This window comes from Nocardia bovistercoris, assembly GCF_015674855.1.
Lineage (GTDB): Bacteria > Actinomycetota > Actinomycetes > Mycobacteriales > Mycobacteriaceae > Nocardia > Nocardia bovistercoris.
This window is the reverse complement of sequence record NZ_JADMLG010000010.1, coordinates 233,469-252,135: the sequence shown is the minus strand read 5'-3', so window position 1 is coordinate 252,135 and position 18,667 is coordinate 233,469. Positions and strand designations below refer to the sequence as shown.

At 68.7% G+C, this 18,667-nt stretch carries 15 protein-coding genes; 8 read left to right on the top strand and 7 right to left on the bottom strand.

Going from position 1 to position 18,667, the window contains the following annotated elements; translation table 11 throughout:
- The first annotated feature begins 927 nt into the window (after positions 1–927).
- The 4 genes from IT779_RS24070 to IT779_RS24055 all read left to right on the top strand — a co-directional run bounded on the left by IT779_RS24070 (position 928) and on the right by IT779_RS24055 (position 4,894).
- On the top strand, positions 928–2,241 hold the full coding sequence (locus IT779_RS24070; protein ID WP_196151664.1) for a hypothetical protein: 1,314 nt from the start codon (positions 928–930) through the stop codon (positions 2,239–2,241).
- Positions 2,238–3,599, top strand: coding sequence for an outer membrane protein assembly factor BamB family protein (locus IT779_RS24065; protein WP_196151663.1), 1,362 nt, complete (start codon positions 2,238–2,240; stop codon positions 3,597–3,599). The genes IT779_RS24070 and IT779_RS24065 overlap by 4 nt, the downstream gene beginning before the upstream one ends.
- Positions 3,600–3,655: 56 nt before the next feature.
- A complete protein-coding gene (locus tag IT779_RS24060; RefSeq protein WP_196151662.1) occupies positions 3,656–3,964 on the top strand; it encodes a hypothetical protein in 309 nt (102 codons plus the stop codon).
- Between the two features lie 108 nt (positions 3,965–4,072).
- Positions 4,073–4,894 carry a sulfurtransferase gene (locus IT779_RS24055; RefSeq protein WP_196151661.1) on the top strand — a complete coding sequence of 274 codons (822 nt, stop codon included), beginning with the start codon at positions 4,073–4,075 and terminating at the stop codon, positions 4,892–4,894.
- 95 nt (positions 4,895–4,989) lie between these two features.
- Here IT779_RS24055 and IT779_RS24050 read toward each other — a convergent pair whose 3' ends face one another.
- Positions 4,990–5,832, bottom strand: coding sequence for an alpha/beta hydrolase (locus tag IT779_RS24050; RefSeq protein WP_196151660.1), 843 nt, complete (start codon positions 5,830–5,832; stop codon positions 4,990–4,992).
- A gap of 48 nt (positions 5,833–5,880) precedes the next feature.
- On the opposite strand from IT779_RS24050, the gene IT779_RS37975 reads away from it, so the two are divergent.
- On the top strand, positions 5,881–6,813 hold the full coding sequence (locus IT779_RS37975) for a Rossmann-fold NAD(P)-binding domain-containing protein (protein ID WP_232542030.1): 933 nt from the start codon (positions 5,881–5,883) through the stop codon (positions 6,811–6,813).
- Here IT779_RS37975 and IT779_RS24040 read toward each other — a convergent pair.
- Both IT779_RS24040 and IT779_RS24030 read right to left on the bottom strand, forming a co-directional pair.
- On the bottom strand, positions 6,747–7,970 hold the full coding sequence (locus IT779_RS24040) for a zinc-binding metallopeptidase family protein (RefSeq protein WP_408637790.1): 1,224 nt from the start codon (positions 7,968–7,970) through the stop codon (positions 6,747–6,749). The two genes, IT779_RS37975 and IT779_RS24040, sit on opposite strands and share 67 nt — an antisense overlap.
- 331 nt (positions 7,971–8,301) lie before the next feature.
- Positions 8,302–8,712, bottom strand: a complete 411-nt coding sequence (locus IT779_RS24030) for a CHAT domain-containing protein (RefSeq protein WP_269781632.1) — start codon at positions 8,710–8,712, stop codon at positions 8,302–8,304.
- Between the two features lie 16 nt (positions 8,713–8,728).
- Here IT779_RS24030 and IT779_RS24025 point away from each other — a divergent pair, with 16 nt between their 5' ends.
- Positions 8,729–9,055 (top strand): hypothetical protein, encoded by a 327-nt coding sequence (locus IT779_RS24025; protein WP_196151658.1) that lies wholly within the window; start codon positions 8,729–8,731, stop codon positions 9,053–9,055.
- Positions 9,056–9,594: 539 nt separating this feature from the next.
- A complete protein-coding gene (locus IT779_RS24020; RefSeq protein WP_408637789.1) occupies positions 9,595–11,319 on the top strand; it encodes a serine/threonine-protein kinase PknD in 1,725 nt (574 codons plus the stop codon).
- A gap of 312 nt (positions 11,320–11,631) precedes the next feature.
- On the opposite strand, the gene IT779_RS24015 is transcribed toward IT779_RS24020, so the two are convergent.
- The 4 genes from IT779_RS24015 to IT779_RS24000 form a co-directional block, all read right to left on the bottom strand.
- Positions 11,632–12,948 (bottom strand): vWA domain-containing protein, encoded by a 1,317-nt coding sequence (locus IT779_RS24015; protein WP_332838943.1) that lies wholly within the window; start codon positions 12,946–12,948, stop codon positions 11,632–11,634.
- A gap of 135 nt (positions 12,949–13,083) precedes the next feature.
- The gene (locus IT779_RS24010; RefSeq protein WP_196151656.1) at positions 13,084–14,496 is read right to left on the bottom strand and encodes a serine/threonine-protein kinase; all 1,413 of its coding nucleotides are present in this window, start codon (positions 14,494–14,496) and stop codon (positions 13,084–13,086) included.
- Between the two features lie 36 nt (positions 14,497–14,532).
- A complete protein-coding gene (locus tag IT779_RS24005) occupies positions 14,533–15,234 on the bottom strand; it encodes a hypothetical protein (protein WP_196151655.1) in 702 nt (233 codons plus the stop codon).
- The gene (locus tag IT779_RS24000; RefSeq protein ID WP_196151654.1) at positions 15,231–17,213 is read right to left on the bottom strand and encodes an N-6 DNA methylase; all 1,983 of its coding nucleotides are present in this window, start codon (positions 17,211–17,213) and stop codon (positions 15,231–15,233) included. The genes IT779_RS24005 and IT779_RS24000 overlap by 4 nt, the downstream gene beginning before the upstream one ends.
- Positions 17,214–17,388: 175 nt before the next feature.
- On the opposite strand from IT779_RS24000, the gene IT779_RS23995 reads away from it, so the two are divergent.
- On the top strand, positions 17,389–18,636 hold the full coding sequence (locus IT779_RS23995) for a DNA sulfur modification protein DndB (protein WP_196151653.1): 1,248 nt from the start codon (positions 17,389–17,391) through the stop codon (positions 18,634–18,636).
- The last annotated feature ends 31 nt before the right edge of the window (positions 18,637–18,667 follow it).

Below are 18,667 nucleotides of genomic sequence, written 5' to 3'. Positions count from 1 at the left end.
TTCGAGAACTCCTCGTTCGATATGTGACGAATCCCGTTCGCCCGGGCCCGCGAGCTTTATGGCCCGCGACCGGGGCCTGCGATCGGCACGCCTGATCGCACCCATTCCGAATGGAGATGGATGTGACAGGAAGATGCGTGATCCAATGCCGCAGCGACGCTGCTACCGCAAAAATATCTATTGCCTACCGACCGGTGGCAATAAAATTTCGGAAGGCCGATTACATTCAGCCCGATGCCAGGCGCCTTGCCATGCCGGATAGAGCCGAAGAATTGGATTCGCCGAAAGAGGCACGTGCGCAGGACCGGACAGCTCGCACGTACGCCGACGGAAACCACCAGGCCGGGCCTCGAATCCGAGGCCCTGTCAACGCCGCGCAAGGCTCGGTTCACATATCGAACCGGCCGATCGCTATAGTCGAGACATTCCCGTCGGGCCGCCGCACCGAGCAACACCGCTCACGCGACCGACCCTTCTCCGACCGGCCCTCACGGATATCGACACCCATTGCCGGCGATCACCACGAACCGGCCGCCTGCCCCGCCGAAAATATTTGTCACACGGGCCTCCCTACCCAACACTACGAGAACATCTCTAAGAATACGATGTCGGGCCCGTGTAGCCAACCATAAGAAATACGAAATTCACTCGACTATTAATGCAAACGTCCAGTCGGTATCGCACGAAGATCACGGGACCAGGAAACCGGGGGCAAGTCCGTCGGCGTGGCGCGGGGGTACACTGCGCAGCACGATCGAACGGGGACGGTACGACAGCTGCCGAAATCGCCCCCGCGACAACCGAATCGGTCACCGCCGACAACGCGTGCCCTGAAGACGACGTCGACTCGCGCGAGTCGTGAGCCCTCGAAATCGTCGGGGCCCGCTGTCGGTAGGCTGTCCGCCGGAGAGGGCTTCGATGCGAGAGATGAAGAGGGGCAACGGATCGGCCGCGCCGTCACGTGCGGTCACCGCGTGGACGCAGGGCCTGCTCTGCGTGGCGATCGTGGCGTGCGGCGTCATCGTCGGGGGGCTGCTGCACGAACCGGAACCGGAGTTGACCACCGCGCCGATACCGGCGACGACCACCGTCGAGCCCGCGCCGCCGACGTACTCGTTCGTCACGCCGCCGGTGACATACCCGACGACGATCCCGGGCTGCGCGAGCGTGGAGCCGCCATCGGAGGACAGCGCGTTCGGGTTCGTCGCCGCCGGGTCACCCGTCTACGACAACCCGAGGTATCCGTGGTTCTCCGGCCGCAAAGCGGTCGCGATGTCGGAGGCGCTGCGGGGCGCGCTGCCCGACGGGGTCGCGGTCGATTTCGCGCCCGCCCGCGAATCGCTGCTCTTCCAGCCCATTGTCGACGCGCCGGCGGACCACCCGGAATTCAGCGGATTCACCGGCGCCTACGCCACGGTGCGGCGCGGGGATCGAACGGGGCGGCTGCAGGTCAACGTGCAACGATCCGATCGACCGGTCCCGCCCTGCGTCGCGGGCGCGCTCGACGAACGCCGCCTACTCGATGACGGCGTCACGGTCGACACGCAGGACACCTGGTCGGAGACCAACGGGGTGCGGACCCTCACCCGCAGCGCCCAGGCCTATGTGCCGGACGGCACTGTCGTGACGGTCTTCTCGGACAACAACCCCGACGGATCCCGCCCGGCGAGCGCCGTGCCGCTGTCGGTCGACGAACTCCGCGCGCTCGCGACCACGCCGGGTATGCGGGTCACCGCGCCGGTGCCCGCCGGAACGCCGGACGCGCCCGAATCCTGCGACATCCGGGGCATCCGGGACGAGGAGTCCCCCGCGATCGACCAGGGCGAGGCGGAACGGCTGAACAAGGTGTTGGCGGCGATACCGCTGGACGATCTGTCCTTGAATCGTCCGCTCGGCGCACTGCTGCCCGGCGAGTTCGACAACGGCGGCCTGTGTCAGGTGGTCCGCGTCACACGGGCGGCCGGGCCGTCACAGCTAGAGGTCGTGATCACCGTCGGAGCCGAGGAACCTTCCGGGTCGTCGGACAAGCAAGTGGTCGATACGCGCCGGTTGCCGGACGGGACGGTGGTCGAGAATCGAGAATCACCCGGGTGGTCGCCTGCGACGCGCGGAGTCGTGGTGACGTATCGGTCCGGCACCAGGGTGGCGGTGGATTCCAGCGCGGAGGACCGGTCCGCGCTGCTGACCTTCGCGCAGCTCGAGGCGATCGGGCTGGCGCCTGGCTTGGAGGTGTCGCGATGACATTGCCGCCCGGAGTTCGCGGTCTGGTACTCGCCGCGGTGGCCGCCGTCGTCACCAGCGCGGGCGCCGTCGCGGTGTTGCTGCACCCGCAGGACGGCACCCGTAAGATCACCGGAACCGTCGATGCCGCACCGGGTCTCGCGTGGTCGGTGGATGCCGCCGAACGCTACGGGCGCGCGTCGGCGGAGTTCCGAGATCCCGTCAACGGCTCCGAATACGGCGTGGATGCAGCGGGTTTCGTCGACGCGGGCCGAACGGTGGTGAGCATGATCGGCATTCCCGACGACACGCATCTGCGCGACCCCGCGCTGATCGGGATCGACGCCGAGACCGGCGCGACGCGCTGGCAGGTCCCCGCCGATGGCCTGGTCGGCTGCGCGAGCGCTCCGGTACACGGCCAACTCGTGTGCTACACAGCCGAGCGTTCCACCCTGGTCGGTTTCGACATCGACAGCGGAACGGTCACCCGCACGCCGGTCCCGTGGCTCGTCTTCGGACTCGCCGCCGTCGACGACCGCGTCTACACCGTGGAGGGCGACGTCGAATCCGACGATGTGCGAGTACACGCGGGAACCCTCGCCGACCCGGACGCCTACTGGACCCGCGCGTTCGCCATGGGCACCGGCTGGGACGACGTGGCCGACGTACTCGACGTCGCGCACGGACAGGGCACACTCGAAATCGGCGCGGACATCGCGGGTTTCGACCTCGACACCGGCGCGCAGACCTGGACCGCCCCGCTGGGATGCGGCCGCGCAACCCCGACCGTCGGCGCGCTCGTCGTGCGCACCCGCACCGACTGCGACGATCGCCTGCACACGACCGTCGACATCCTCGACCGCACCGGGCGCGCCATCGTCACCGAAGTCGGCGCGGACATCCGCCTCCCGACGCTCGAACGCCCCGCCGACGACACCGTGCCGGTGCTGTTGGCCGACAGCGCCTACGACCGACGCGACGGCACGCTGCGCTGGACCAGCCCCGACCTGGCGCCCGGCTCGCCCGAATCGGACTCCACCACCGTCTATGTCGTCGGTGATGTGGTCCTGCGACACGACGCCGCCGCACGAACCTTGACGGCGCTGAATCTGCGCACGGGGCAGCGACTCTGGCGAATCGAGACCGACCGCTTCGGCGACGTCGAGGCATCCGACGGCCACACCGTCGTCCTGCGCGACGCCACCGGACTGTGGGCCGTCGAACGACGCACCGGCGAAACCATCTGGGACATACCCTTTCTGGCCGTGAACACCGATCACGACGCCTTCACCGGCGGCGGCGCCCTCGGCGTCGAGAACGACGGCCGCTACCTCTACGCCGCACCGCACACCATGATCGGTCTGCGGCCCATCCGCTAGCCGCGCGGACCGGACGGGCGTGAGTCCCGGCGCGTACACCGCGTGGCTCACCCCTCGTGGTCCCCCGGCATCGCTCGCCGCTGCGCGTCGAGGTGTCGGCCCGCTTCGACCTGCCGGTCGAGGAGGCGCTGTTCTACCAGCCCGGCCGCACCACCGCGCGACTCACCGTGCCGCTGCCCGAGCCCGAGCCGGTCCCGCCCTCGACCCCACCGATCGAGTCCGCGCCCGCGACGAAACCACGCGACCCGCGCATCTTCATCTCCTACGCCAGCGAGGAGGCAGATGGTCCGCTTCCGGCGATCGCCGATCGAATCCGGCGACACGACCGCACGGGAGGCATCGGTTCGCCTATTCGAATCGTGTAGAGGAAATCGTTGGTTCACGGTGGCCCGCGCTGCAAGACTCCGGCTGCAGACACCTGTCGGTCGATCGAGGCGGATCCGCTGCGACCGGCCATCGCGAAGGGAAGCATCATGACGAGCACTCCGGTCCACGTCGATCGTGTCACGATCAGCGCGGAGAGACTGCGGAAGAAGATCGCGAACGGCCGCGACGTCGTCGTCCTCGAGGTCCGTCGCACCCCGCAGACCGATGATGCGGCAGCACAACGCATTCCGGGCGCACACGCGGTAACCGTGGCGGATTTCGCCGGACCCGAGACCGAGACCTCGGGAACCTTCCCGCTGCCGTCCGCCGAACAGATCCAGGCATCGATCCGCCACTGGGGCATCACAGCGGACTCGATCGTGGTCACCTACAGCCCGGACAACGCCGCCGCGGCCGCCCGCGCATGGTGGACACTGCGCTGGGCGGGCGTCCCCGACGTCCGCTACCTCGACGGCGGCGTCGAAGCATGGACCGCCGCGGGTGGCGCCCTCACCGACGAGCCCGCGACCGAGGGCGCGAGCGATTTCGTCGTCACCACCGGCGCACTGCCCACGCTGGACGCCGACACCGCGGCCGCACTGGCCCGCTCCGGTGTCCTGGTCGACACCCGAGGCGCCGAAGGCTACGCCGAAGCACACATCCCCGGCGCGGGCTACCTGCCCGGCACGGCCAACCTGACCGACGACGGCCACCTCGCCGACGACGAAACCCTGCGCGCCCGCTACCGGGAGCTGGGCGTCGAGGCGGACACCGAGGTCGGGCTGTACTGCGTGGTCGGCAACGCGGCCGCACTCAGCGTCCTCGCCCTCACCAAGATCGGCGTGCCCGCGCACTACTACCCGGGGTCGCTGTCGGAGTACCGCACCGACCCGACCCGACCCATCGCCACCGGTCTCGAACGAGGCTGATCCCGGCACCGCGCCCGGCGCGACGTGCCCGCAGCCTGGTGCGCCGAGGGGGCACCTCCTTCGGCCACGGGATCCGGCCGATGGTCCGGTATCGGTTATGTGGCACGGTGGTGTCGGTGGGATACGGCCTGCCGTAGGGGTCGGTCATCTCGACGATTGCGGTGCCGGACGCCGGTGCAGGTGTTGGCGCCCCATTCGAGCGGGGCGCCGGTCACGGTGTCCTCGACGGTGTCGCCGGGGTCCGGCATGCCGGCGCCGACGGTGACGAACAGTGTTGTGCCACGCAGGTTCTCGGCCAGTAGCAGCGGGTCGTGGTCGCGCCGGCGCGGATCGTCGGGCGGCCCACACATCAGGTCGGGATCCCCGCCGCGGGACACGACGTTGGCGCGGATCGACTGCTGGGCGAAAGGGTCGGCGCTGGCGGGGCAACTGCTGAACGCGCCGGCGAAGCGGTAGTGCCCCGGGTGTCGCGCGGCCAGGGTCAGCGCGGCGTGTCCGCCCATCGAGGGACCGATCAGCGCCGATCTGTCGGTGTCGACGGCGTAGGCGGCGCGCAGAGTGGCGGGCAGTTCCTCGGTGAGGAAGGTCTCCCACCGGTAGGTTCCCAGCACCGGGTCGGGGTGGCGCCAGTCGGTGTAGAAGCTGCCCGCACCGCCCACGGGCAGCGCGACCGTGACGTTCTTGTCGCGAAATAGTTCGGCCGCATCGGTTTTGGTGAGCCAGTCGCCGGCGCGGGCGCCACTGTCGCGGCCCGCGTCGGCGCCGTCGAGCAGGACCAGCACCGGGCTCGCCACCGGGTCGGCGGGCACCAGGATGTCGACGTCGATGTCGGCGCCCATGGACGCCGAATGGACCACGAGCCTCGTGGGCTCGCCACCGGGATCGGCGTGCCCGGCGCCTGCGGTCAGCACCGTGGTGACGGCCAGCACCGTCAGCATCGCCACCCCGCCCAGACGCCGTCTCGCGCCGATACCACCGCCGACCGAGTGCTGCTCATCGTGATTCTCCTGCTCGAGCCTGCGACGAGCCTGGTCATGGACTACGTCCGCGAACGCGGCCTCCCCGCTGTCGCGATGTGCGTATCCACCACCTACGGACCCGGAGGCTGGGGGCCGACTCCCCACGGCTCGCTCATCGCCCGAGTCGCCAACGGCCGATTCCCCTTCTACCTGGGTTTCTCCGCGGAGGTGGTCGGCATCGAGGACGCCGCGCGCGCCATGATCCTGGCGGGCGAACACGGACGGCCCGGAGAACGCTACATCGTCTCCGATCGGTACCTCAGCGGCCGCGAAGTCCACGAGATCGTCGCCGACGCCGTGGGCATCCGAGCCCCGTTCATCGGACTCCCCATGCCCGCGCTGCGTCTGGGCGCCCGCGCGAACGATCTCGCCGCCCGCCTGCTGCGCCGGGATCTGATGTTCGCCTCGGTGGGTCTGCGCATGGCCGAACTGATGTCGCCACCGGATCACAGCAAGGCCGAGCGCGAACTCGGCTGGAAACCCGAACCGGTCGAGGACTCGCTGCGTCGCGCCGCGCGATTCTTCGCACAACGCGAAAACCGCTGCCGCCACCGTCGACGAGGTCGTCGCCGAAGCCTTCGCCCACCTGACCAAAGGCCCGACTCGTCTGGCGCACAAGAGAATGCGACGCGGCCTGCGCGTGCTCTACCCCGTGCCGCGCAACCTCCTGGTGCGGCTCACCACGAAACTCGCGGCCAAGGCGATGGGACCCACCACCACTGCCGGCTGATCCCACCCACGGGCATCCCGATTCACCACGCACCGGCCCGCGTGCCCCGAAGACGAAGCGCGCGAGCGCGGACCTCGACGGTGCGAATCGGATCGAGTCCGTCTCACGCCGCGGGCTGTTGCCGCGGCGCGGCGCCGAGGCGCGCGGACGTGGTGGCGCACAGTTCATAAACGAAACGCATCTTCTCCAACACCGGTTCGGGTAGGACGAACGGGTATAGGTCCACGTGGCCCATGGACCTGTTGACCATGTTCAGCGACCAGGCCAGCGGCAACCACAGTTCGATGATCCTGTCGAATCCCGCGCGGCCGAGTTGGGGACGGTCCAGGGCCGCGCCCGCGGGAGCGAAGCCGAAAGCGGCTGCGGTGTCGAGGGTGTCGCGGATGTGCAGATAGTGGGCGAAGGTCTCGGCCCAGTCCTCGGCGGCGTGCATCGTCGCGTAGGAGGAGACGTGATCCGCCTCCCACCCCGCCGGCGCGCCGTCGGCGTAATGGCGCTCCAGCGCGGCCTGGTAGTCGGCGTCGGGATCGCCGAACAGCGAGACGAACCGTTCCCGGGCCTCGTCGTCGACGAGCACGGTGTAGTAGTAGTGACCGATCTCGTGCCGGAAGTGACCGAGCAGCGTGCGATACGGCTCGCCCATCTCCACGCGCAACTGTTCGCGGTGCGGATCGTCGGCCTCGGCCAGGTCGAGGGTGATGACCCCGTCCTGGTGGCCGGTGAGCACCTGATCGGTGGCGCTGGACAGCAGGTCGAACGCCAACCCGAAACGCGGATCCGCCTCACGGTCGGTGATCGGCAAACCCAGTTCGGCCAGTTCCAGGATCACCCTGCGTTTGGCGGTCTCGGCTTCGGCGAACGCCTCCAGCCCCCCGGTGTCGGAGTCGTTGGGGCGCGTCCGGGTCAGCCTGCACGACTCGCACAGCGCCGGACCGCTTTCGGCCGCGGGCGGCGCAGGCGCCACGAGAGCGGAGTTCGCTCGACCGGATCGTCGCCGAAGACGCCACCGCGAGCGCCGACGCTCCGGTTTCGACGCGCTACCCTCCGACTCCGCACCACCTTCCCCGCGCCGCGCCGCGTCGACTCCGTCGTCGGCAATCTCCACCAACCAGTTGCATCGGGCCACGTGCAGGTTGTCGCACAGCCGGTAGCGAAGCCCGTCGACGATGCCACCGAGGCGTCCGGCGGCATCGCTCGGGGCGAAATCGGAGATCACCACCAACGTGCGCGAGCCGAAGCTGAAACCCAATGGGCTGGAACAGGAAAGACACACCGAATTCTCGAACGCCAACCGCTGACCGCAGTTGGGGCAGGCGAAATCGCGCACGGGTCACACCTCCGAAAATCACACCGATACGGACCCGACATGCCCATCCGCGCCCGGTTCACACCGCCGACCGGGATGGATCACGTCCCGGCGAACGGAGAACACTCCGCGGCCTGCGACTCGGTATCCTCACGCCGAGGCCGCCGGCCGCACACGAGCCGCGGCACCACCGTGGGAACAGTCGCTGACCGACGAAGCGTCGACGTGGACGCCGCCCGAGTCCGACGCCGCCCGAGTCCGACACCACCCGAGTCGGACACCGACCGACCGCCGACCCAGCGTGAGTCCGAGTGCGAGACTCGACACCGCGAGCGTCGGCCGACGAAGTGAATCAACCTCCGATGTGGACGAAAGCTCCCCACCGGTGCGGCCTTTCGTCTTCGGCGCGCAATGCATGGACCGCGACGTGCAGCGCTCGCGCGACCGCGCCCGATCCGCCGGACCCGTCGCAGTCCACGGCTCGGTAGAACCGTTCGCTGGTGACTGCCGCGCGTTCGGCGTAGACGCTCCACAGCGTGGCCACGGTGTCGCGCCAACCGGTGTAGGAGAGTGCGGCCGCGAGACTGATCATCTCGTCGGTGGCGATCGCCCGCCCGGAATGTGTGTGGCAGGCCGAGAGGAACACGAAATCGCGACCGCCGTCGTCGCGTTCGGCGACCTCGGCGACAGTCAGGATTCCGTCGTGCAGCGTGAGACCCGCGGCCGAGGGCACGGCACGGTCGGGTCTGCCGTGGCAGGACAGGTGCGCCCAGCGATGGGTGGCGCAGCGAGTGAATAGCCCCTACCCGTCCACCCGGGACCCCGGATACGCCGCCGATCTCCACCAGCTGGGCAAAGAGATTCTGGCCGAAAGCGATTCGTCCCTGTGGGCGCTGCTCGACCTCTCCTGGCTGCAGCAGGTGGTGAACGAAGACCCGACGACCATGCAAGCGCACACCTGTTTCGGACTCGACCAGACGATAGACCTGCACACCTGGCTCGACCTGTACAAGCCGCATCTGGTCCTGAACCGAGCCGCCCGCCGGAAGAAACAATTCCGAGAAATGGAACCCGTGAAACGTCGATCGGCGATTTCTGCAGGGTGAACTTGCCGTGCGACGTTTCGATTGGTCCCCGCTCAGCAGGGATAGCCGAAATAATTCTGTGTGGCCCAGCGACGAACGTCCAACCGAAATCCCGAGCACCAACCGCGGTTGACGTACTGCTTCGCGATATTCAGAGCATGTACTACACGATGGCGTTCATGCGACGAGTCTGATCCGCCGCCGAGGCGCTCGTCAGGCGCGCCCGGATGTGCCGGTTCAGGCGGTCGACACTCCTCGGAGCACGACAGGGTCTCCGCACGCGAGGTAGTCCACCTTATGACGCCTGATGTTTGCTATTTGGTCAACGCTCGCGGCCGACCAAGCCGGAACTCGTCGATGCTCGCACCAAGATTTCGGGCATCTGCCCTGGCTGAGTCGGCTAGTGTTGAAGTTGTCCGCTCGCGTCGCGGGTGACACAGCAGCAAGTGCAGCCGGTAGCCAGATGGTCACGGGACGGCACCATGGATGACATACCAACCAGTGGCGGGGACACTACCCGAGCTTCGGGGCGGCCGGTTTCCTTCGGGCGCTATCAACTGTTGTCGCTGCTTGGCCAAGGCGGCATGGGCCAGGTGTGGCGGGCGCACGACTCGCTGACCAACCGCGTGGTTGCGCTCAAACTCCTGCCCGAGCGCTTCGCCTACGACGAACAGTTGCGCGAACGATTTCGCCGGGAATGCCGGGCGGTATCGCAGTTGACCGAGCCGCATGTGATTCCCATCCACGACTTCGGCGACATCGACGGTCGGCTCTACCTGAACATGCGCCTCATCGAGGGCACCGACCTGCGCAAGGTGATCATGCGGGAAGGGGCCTTGGCGCCGCGCCGGGCGGTCGCGATCGTCGCGCAGGTCGCGGGCGCGCTGCAGGCCGCGCACGACGCCGGACTCGTCCACCGCGACGTCAAACCCACCAATATCCTGCTCGGCGACGACGAGTTCGCCTCCCTGATCGATTTCGGCATCGCCCACGCCGCCGACGACCGCACGCTGACCGCGACCGGCGAGACCATCGGCACCGTCGCCTACCTCGCGCCGGAGGAGATCGGCGCGGCGGTCCGGCCCGACGCCCGCGTCGACGTGTACGCGTTGACGTGCGTGCTGCACGAGTGCCTGACCGGTCGCCCGCCGTTCACCAGCGAAACGGGAATGCAGGGGGTGATCGCCCACCACCTGCACACGCCGCCGCCGCGTCCCAGCGCCACCACCCCCGGCGTTCCGGCCGCATTCGACGCCGTCATCGCCAAGGGGATGGCCAAGGATCCCGACGCTCGCTACCGGACCGTGCGCGAGCTGAGCACCGCGGCCCGCGCCGCGCTCGACGATCCCCAGGTAGGAAGGGGCGAAGACCCGACCGTGCGACACGGACGTCGGTTCGGCTTGTCACCGAGAACCGCCGGTGCGATCGCCGCCGTGATCGCGCTGGTGGCCGTCGTGGCCGTGGTGATCGGTGTCCAACGGGAGTCCGAGGGCAGCGGCGACTCGCCCACCTCGATCGACTCGGCCTACAGTTCACAGACGCCGCTGCCGTTCACCGGCCTCAGTCTGCCCACCGGCGTGGCGGTCGACGCGGCGGGGACCGTCTACGTCACCGACATGGGCAACGATCGGGTGCTGAAATTGCCCGCGGGCGCGTCGAACTCGACGTCACTGCCGTTCACCGGCCTGAAGAATCCCCAGGACGTGGCGGTCGACACCGCGGGCAACGTCTACGTCACCGACACGAGCAACGATCGAATATTGAAGCTTCCAGCAGGCGCTTCCACCTCCACCCCACTGCCCTTCACCGGACTGAAAGACCCCCGCGGCGTGACGGTGGACGGCTCGGGCGCCGTCTACGTCGCCGACCGCGGCAACGATCGGGTGGTGCGGTTGGCGGCGGGCGCATCGGAGTCGACCACGCTGCCGCTGGCCGGACTCCAAGGCCCCGACGCCGTAGCGGTCGACCCGGCGGGCAACGTGTACGTCACCGAATTAGGCACCGAACAGGTCCGAATGTTGGCGCCGGGCGCCTCGACCTCGACCTCACTGCCGTTCACCGGGCTCAAGGATCCCCGCGGTCTTGCGGTCTCCACGGGCGGCGACGTGTACGTCGTCGACTGGGGCAACAAATGGGTGGTGATGTTGGCGGCGGGCGCCTCGACACCGACCCCGCTACCGTTCACCGGCCTGAAGAATCCCCAGGGCGTCGCCGTCGGACTCACGGGCGACGTGTACATCACCGACCTCGGCCCCGATCCGGTGGTGAAACTCCCGGCGAGCTGAACCACTCCAAATGGCCCTCATCCGCCGCCGTAGCTGCGCCCGACCAACGGTATTGTCAACCGCTTCTTTCCGTTCTCGTCCAGAATCCGAAGTTCGGCTCGGTATTCTCCGAGTTCCACGGGTGGCCGGAGAGATGACGGAGTGCCCTGGATATGGCCACGATATCGCGGCCGACCGATGCTCAGTGCAGTGCGGCGGCAACCGCGCGCCCGGTTTGGGTGTTCTGTAGATAGTGGCTCGCGTCGTGCGACCGGCGCCGTTGTCGATCGGTTCCGGCGGGGTCACCGGCCGCCGCGCGAATTCGGTTGCGACTCAGCGCAGGACGCCCGCCGCGGCGGCGACGCGCAACCAGTCCGGGAATTCGCCGAGCAGGCGTTGGTAGAGTTCGTCGTCGCCGATGCGATCGATGTCGTCGACGTCGAAGAAGCCCGCGTTGTCGACCACTCGACCGTCCATGGTGTCCAGTTCGCGCAGCAGACCGTAGTTGGCCGCGCCGAGTCCGATGAACTGCCAGAAGATGGGCAGCGCCGAGGCTTCTCGGAGCAGGGCGGTGATCTGTCGCTTCTGGTTGAATCCGCCGTCGGTGAAGAACAGCACCAGGGTCGGGTCGATGGTGGGGTCGTGGGTGTCGATGATCTCGCGCATGATCGGGATCTCGTTGTTCGCGCCGCCGATGTGGGCGTAGTCGATTCCGCCGTGCACGCCCGACAGGTGCAGATATGTTCGGCACCATTGTTCGGCGGTGTCGACGGTCACCGCGGGCAGGGCCGCGAATTGCTTGGCGTAGAGGTACGGTTCGAGTCGACCGTCGTCGTCGAGTTGGATCGCGATCGGAATCATCCGATGGACCACTCGATGCACGGCGCCGATCCGGTACAGCGGCGCCATGCTGCCCGTCTTGTCGATCACCAAGACGATGCGCGCGCGTGCGCCGGGTACGCCGCCCGTGGTCAGTACGTTCAGCACGACTTTCTTGCGATGGTCGAGCTCACGGCGTTGGTCGATGGACAGCATATTCTCGGCGGCGACGTATCGGAGCATCGGGTTGGAGACGGTGCGGCTGTAGTCGGGGACGGTGCGGGTGGTGGACACGGTGGGAACCGGCGGCTCCACCGCGGGCGCGTCCTCGACGTCGATGCCGTGGTCGGTGATCAGGTCGGCGAACCCGCCCGCGTAGCCCTGCCCCACCGCCCGGATCTTCCAGACGCCGTTGCGGCGATACATTTCCAGCGCGATCACCACGGCTTCGTTCACGAGTCCATCGATTCGATAGTCGCACAACGTATTTCCTGCGGCGTCGGTGACGGTCGCGATCGGCGGCGCCAGACTCGCGAAGGTAGCGGCGGGGTCGTCGAGGGTGATGACGGCGCGGACCTCGGCGATATCGGCCGGTATGGCGGCGGGGTCGACGACCACGGCCGCGGGCGCGCCGGACGGGCCTGCGACAAGTCGCACCCCTTCGCCGAGCGGGTTGTTGTAGAAGACGAGATCGTGGTCGCCGCGCACTGTTCCGCGATCGGTGACCGACAATGCGACGAGATCCGCCGGTGCGGCGACTCGGATCGAGAGCGTCACCTCCCCGGCGGGGAGCACAAAGTTCTGGCCTTTGATCATTGCGAGTGCGGACACACATACCCCTTTTCAGCGACCGGAGAATCATGGTGCGCTCGGTGATCGCGATGTCGGCGCACAATGAGCAAATCGTATGTGGGTCATGAATGTTTCGTCGCGGTTCGGCCGGTCCGAGGATTCGGAAGCCGCCGATCAGTACGGAGGGCGAGCCGCCCGGAGTCGGTCGATCTGTGCGCCGATCTCGGATACCCGCGGATCGTCGGCGCCGTAGCGGGCCTCGGTCTGGATGTGCAGGCGTTCGAGTCGGGCGATCGCCTCCCGGAAGTCACCGGTGTGCACCTCGCATGCCGCCAGGTTTCGCTGGCAGTACATCACCTGATCATCGTAGGGGCCGCGTTCGACGGTGAGTTCGTCCACCAGCTCGCGGTATGCCTCGATCGCGGCCGGATAGTCGGAATTCTCGCGCCGCAGGTCGGCCAGGCGCACACGCGCGTCGACGACATCGGCGTCGCGAGCGCCGAGCAGCGGTTCGGCGACCGCGACGACGGCCGACAATTCGGCCAGTGCGGCATCGTAGTGGGAGTCGTCGGCGATTCGGCGGGCACGGCGCACGGCCCGGTGCAGATCGCCGCGGCTGAAATCCGTTGCGGCACTCTCGTTCCGATCGGCGTACGCACTGCCGGGGGCGGCGCCGTCGACGGTGTTCGCGACCAGCGCCATCGCGTACATCGCGACGGGACCGCGACCGTCGGTGACCTCGGGCAGCGTCGCAGGCGCGCCCGCCGCCCGCACCAGGACCTCGTGGACCGCGGACGCGCTGGCGGGGCGGTCCTCCGGAGATTTCGCGAGCATGCTCATCAGCAGACGGGCCTGCTCGGCCGGAACATCGGGCCGCTCGGCGGCGATATCGGGCGGCGTCGAGTTCACCTGCCGATCCCAGACCACATAGGGCGAACTGCCCGTCATCACCCGCTCACCGGTCAGCAGTTCGTACAGGACGAGTCCGAGGGCGTACAGATCGGTCTGGGGCACGACCTCGCGCCCTTCGACCTGCTCCGGCGCCATGAAGGAAGGGGTCCCCAGCGTCTGTCCGGTGCTGGTGTAGCGGGTCAGCTGGACGTCGGGCGCGATCGCGAGACCGAAGTCGAGGACCTTCACGGCCGCGTCGGCGCACAACATCAGGTTCGACGGTTTGAGGTCGCGGTGACAGATGCGGCGGCGGTGCGTCGCGGCCAACACCGCGGCCGCTTGCGCGCCGAGCGCGGCGACCACGGGGACCGCGAGCGGTCCGTGCCGGTCGAGCAGATCATCGAAGGTGACCCCGTCGATATACTCCATGACCAGGTAGGGGCGCTCGGGACTGCCCGGCATCACGCCCGCGTCGTGCACGGCGGGCAGACCAGGATGGGACAGGCTCGCCATGATCTTCGCTTCCCGCAGGAACCGACTCGCCCAGTCCGAATCGTGCCCGAGGCCGGGGTGCGGGAATTTCACCGCGATACGGCGGCGCAGATGGCGGTCGAATCCTTCGTAGACCTGCCCCATTCCGCCCGCGCCCAGTTCGCGGATCAGTTCGTAGCGACCGCCGACGATCTCCGATCGCACTGCCGCTCACCCCTTTTCGCCCCACCGACCACAGCGTCACGCCTCCGGGGACAGCCGACCGGAGGCCAGACCACCGTATCCGATGCGCAGGATTCGCTCGACCCGCTCGACGCGCACGCGGGACTCGTCCTCGAGCTGGGACAGACGAGTGAACGCGTCGGCGTAGCGCCGCTGCCCGGCGGGCGGGATACGGGGGACGGCCACCGCGTGGAGATCGCGGGCGCCGCCATCGAGCGCGGCGCGCAGTATGCCCGCGAGGAAGATCGGGTCGAGTCCGCGGGGACCGGGCCTGATCAGGGTGATGCCGGGTCCGAGCACCGCGCCGTCGGTCTCGATGACACGCACCGCGCATTCTGGGCCGAGGACCGCGGCGATATCGCCCGCGCGCACCGTGACCGCGCCCGGCACGGTCGCGTCGCCGCGCCGCGAGGCGGGACGGCCGAGCCGAACGTCCTTGGCTGTGAGCAGCGCGGCGGTTCCCGCCGCCGACAGCACCGTCGGCGGCGACTCGTGGAATTCGACGGCTCCGGCCCCGAGTAGTTCGGACAGCGAAACCGATCCCGGCTCTTCGGTATTCGGAACCAGCACGGGCGGCGCGGCCGACGGCGCCGACAGTGCGGCGCGCAGGTCGGCGTACTCCCCGATCGGATCCTCGGGCGCCCCCGCGTTCTGATCGCCGGACAAGAGGCGGACAGGGTCACCGACCGTCGGCGCGTGCGGGGACTTCTCGGCGGTCATCGGCGGTCGCCGGTGTCGTCGGGTTCCAGCGCGCCCGCTGTGAGTCCGGCCGTGAGCTGTTCGGCGGCGCGTTCCGCGGCGTCGGCCGCCTCTCGTGCGGCGACGCGCGTCAGGAACAGCTCGCGGAACAGCGCGCCGTATCGGTGTTGTTCTGCCAGTGGCAGGATCGGGATCCGCAGGCGGCTCGGATCGAAGCGGATCGTGGCGGTTCGGGTCATGGGCTGATTCTCGCCGCCACCGAGGAAGCCCGCGACGAACCAGGGGTCAAGCGACGCTGGGTCGGCTCGCAGCAGATGGATGTGCGGTCCTCGGACCGCCCCCGCGTCCTGCGGTCCGGCCACGCGGGCAGCGCGTCCACCACCGCGGTCGCTGCGGACCGCGGGGACCAGGATGTCGCCCGCGGCGAGCACGGTCGCTTCGGCGGGAGCCACGGTCGCCGTGGTCGCGGAAGGCGGTGCGCCCGAGGCGACATCGGGTGCGGTGAGCACCGGTCGCGCGGCGCTCTCGGCGTCGACCGGTCCGCCGTGGACGGCCCTGATCCAGTCGAGTCTGCCGCGATCGGCGAGTTCGGCGACGGTGACCGAACGCCACGAGCGCTCGGGTGACTCCCGCCAGCCGGTCAGCGCCGCCACTTGCGCGGCGAGCCGGGTGGTCGACTCGCCCAGTGTCGTGACGGCGGCCGCGGTCCGGTCCGATACCGCGCGGGGCTCGAGGTCGGTGCGCACGTATCGGGCGGGCGTGAGATCGACCGTGTCGTCGAGTACATCGATGAGCCGGGCGACGGCCGCCAGACCGGCGTCGGCGGCGCGGCGCGGCGTCGCGCCGAGGAATGTGCGCCAGGCTTCGGCGACACGGTCGCTCAGCGCCGCCCAGTCGGTGTCGGGTTGTTCGGTGTCGGTGTCGACGAACAGCAGGTGATCGCCCACCGGTCCGCTGTCGGACTTGCGCAGCACCCAGATGTGCAGACCGATGTGCCAGGGTTGGGCAACGCCGGGGGGGAGCCCGATCACGGCACGCAGGGTGCCTGCCCTGACCAGGTTGGCGCGGATCTTGCGCCCGGCGTTGCGTGCGGCGACGGCGGGCGGCAGAAGAACCGCGGCGGTGCCTCCCGGTCGCAGATGCGCCAACGCGTGCTGAACCCACGCGAGTTCGGATTCCCCGCGCGGCGGCAATCCGTACTCCCATCTAGGGTCGAAGGCCAGTTCGGCCGAGCCCCAATCCCGTTGTCCGTACGGGGGATTGCACAGGACCGCGGCCGCTTCGAGCCCGGCGAAGGCGTCGGCGCTCAGACTGTCACCAACGCCGAGGTGTGGGGTGACGCCGGTTTCGGCGGTTACGACCAGGCGCGCACGCGCGACCTGGACCGCGAGCACGTCCTGGCCGTAGAGTTCGCGCGCGCCCGCCGCGCGTGCCGCGCACAGCAGACTGCCGCCGCCGCACGCCGGATCGAGCACGTCGATCGGTGGTGCGGCCGCCGCGACGACCGCGGCCATCAATGTCGCCACCGGCTCGGGTGTGGGATATACCCCGGTCGCCGCTATTTCCTCGAGTCCGCGCTCGGCGAGGATGTCGATGGCGACCCGCATGCCTTCGGCCGCTGTGCACCGATCGAGTGCCCGCAGCACCTCATCGACAGGTTCGTCGGAATCTCGGTGATCGCCGATCGTCCAGCGGCCGTCGGCGCGCTCGAGTTCGTCCAGCAAACGGGCGACATCGGCGGGGGTGAGCCGGGATCGCAGCACGGCGCGCAGCTCGGCTGCCGGGGAACGGGCCGGATCGAGACCGTGCCCGATCAGCCATTCGCGCACTTCGTTCAGATCGAATACCGGCCGGTTCTCGCTGCCACCGACGGCGGCCGGGAAGTCGTCGTGGCGGCGCCGCCAGTTGCTGACCGTCGCGCGGGTGACTCCGGCCAACCGTGAGATCTCCGAGGCGCTGACCGTGGGAACCGTCGGCGCGGGGTCACCGCTCGTCTGCATGCGTCAACACTGCTCCGGCAGTTGGCAAAAAGCAATCACGAAATATAGATTGACAATGCTTTCATCAAACCGATAGCTTTGACATCAACACACCCGGCCACCTGGACGTCGCTCCGCACACCCACGGCCGCGCGGTCCCCTCTCCCCCGATATCAGCACCGACCGAGGAATCCTCATGTCCCACACCGCAACAGACCTCACCACCATGGGCCTCACCGAACACGACGGCCTCGACAAGGCACTGCTCGCGGCCTCCGCCGACGCCGCGGCCGCGGGAGCGCGTGTGTTCCCGTGCACCGTCTTCAAACAGGGCACGCGGACCATGATCTCGACCTCCTTCCCGTACTCGTTCCTCGCCAACCAGGTGGTATCGGACTCGGTGGACAAGGGCGGCGACCCGGCGAACACCACCAATCGCCCGCTCATGGCCGATCACGTGCGCAACATCAACAGCTACGTCCGGGAGAACCGAGAGGACTACATCCTGCCGCCGGTCACCCTCAACGCGCGGGAGTTGCCCGCGCTGCACGTCCCACGGGGCAACTTCAAGAATCGGCTCGGCTTCATGGTGATCGGTGACAGCGTTCGGTTCTACGTGACCGACGGTCAGCACCGCATCAGCGCGATCAAGGGCCACGGCGCCGGGCGGTCCGCCGTACCTGCGCTGGTGGATCTCGGCAGCGGTTTCGAAGACGACAGTCTCGCGGTCCTCATCGTCGTCGAGGCCGAACTCAAGCGCATCCACCAGGATTTCGCCGACGCGGCACAGACCAAGCAGATCCCGGCGAGTCTGCTCGCGGTCTACAACACCCGCGAACCCGTCAACGGGGTGCTCGCCGATCTCGTCGACCGCACCCGGTTCTTCCGCGGTCGGGTAGATGCCACCGCCAAGACCCTGCCGAAGGCGTCGCAAGCGGTGTTCCTGCTCAATCAGGTGCGCCAGTTCGTGAAGGAACTGCTGTTCGCCGACTACGCTCTCGCCGAGGACTCGGTGGCCCGCCAGAGCGCGAAACTGGTCGGCGACAAGGCCGTGCGCGACGAATTCGTCGACGACGCGGTCGCATTGGTGCAGATCCTGTCCGACGGCATGACGCCGTGGCGCGAGATCTGCGATCTTCCGGTCAGTGGCGGGCCCGCCAACCAGGTCGCCGACTTCCGGCAGCGCTATGTGAACATGACGGCCAGCGGCCTGGTCGTCATCGGCCGGGTGGCCTACGAGATCCGCAAGAGCCCCGACGCCGCCTGGCGGGATCAGCAGTACAAGCGGCTGGCCGAGGAGATCGATTGGCGGCGCGGCGCGACGATCTGGAAGGGCACGATCATCACCGCGGACGGGAAGGTCGCCACCCAGCGCGGACCGGTCCGCGAGGCGGCGGCGCGGGTGAAAGAGCAACTCGGTCTGCCCACCGACGGCTCGCACTGACCGGCTCGCGCGCGCAGGCGCAAGGCGAACC

Bases quoted from the DNA above. Each gene is read 5' to 3' on its own strand.
- IT779_RS24055 (WP_196151661.1), top strand. From the start codon at position 4,073: ATGACGAGCACTCCGGTCCACGTCGATCGTGTCACGATCAGCGCGGAG.
- IT779_RS24005 (WP_196151655.1), bottom strand. From the start codon at position 15,234: ATGACCGCCGAGAAGTCCCCGCACGCGCCGACGGTCGGTGACCCTGTC.
- IT779_RS24050 (WP_196151660.1), bottom strand. From the start codon at position 5,832: ATGCTGACGGTGCTGGCCGTCACCACGGTGCTGACCGCAGGCGCCGGG.
- IT779_RS23995 (WP_196151653.1), top strand. From the start codon at position 17,389: ATGTCCCACACCGCAACAGACCTCACCACCATGGGCCTCACCGAACAC.
- IT779_RS24065 (WP_196151663.1), top strand. From the start codon at position 2,238: ATGACATTGCCGCCCGGAGTTCGCGGTCTGGTACTCGCCGCGGTGGCC.
- IT779_RS24000 (WP_196151654.1), bottom strand. From the start codon at position 17,213: ATGCAGACGAGCGGTGACCCCGCGCCGACGGTTCCCACGGTCAGCGCC.
- IT779_RS24070 (WP_196151664.1), top strand. From the start codon at position 928: ATGAAGAGGGGCAACGGATCGGCCGCGCCGTCACGTGCGGTCACCGCG.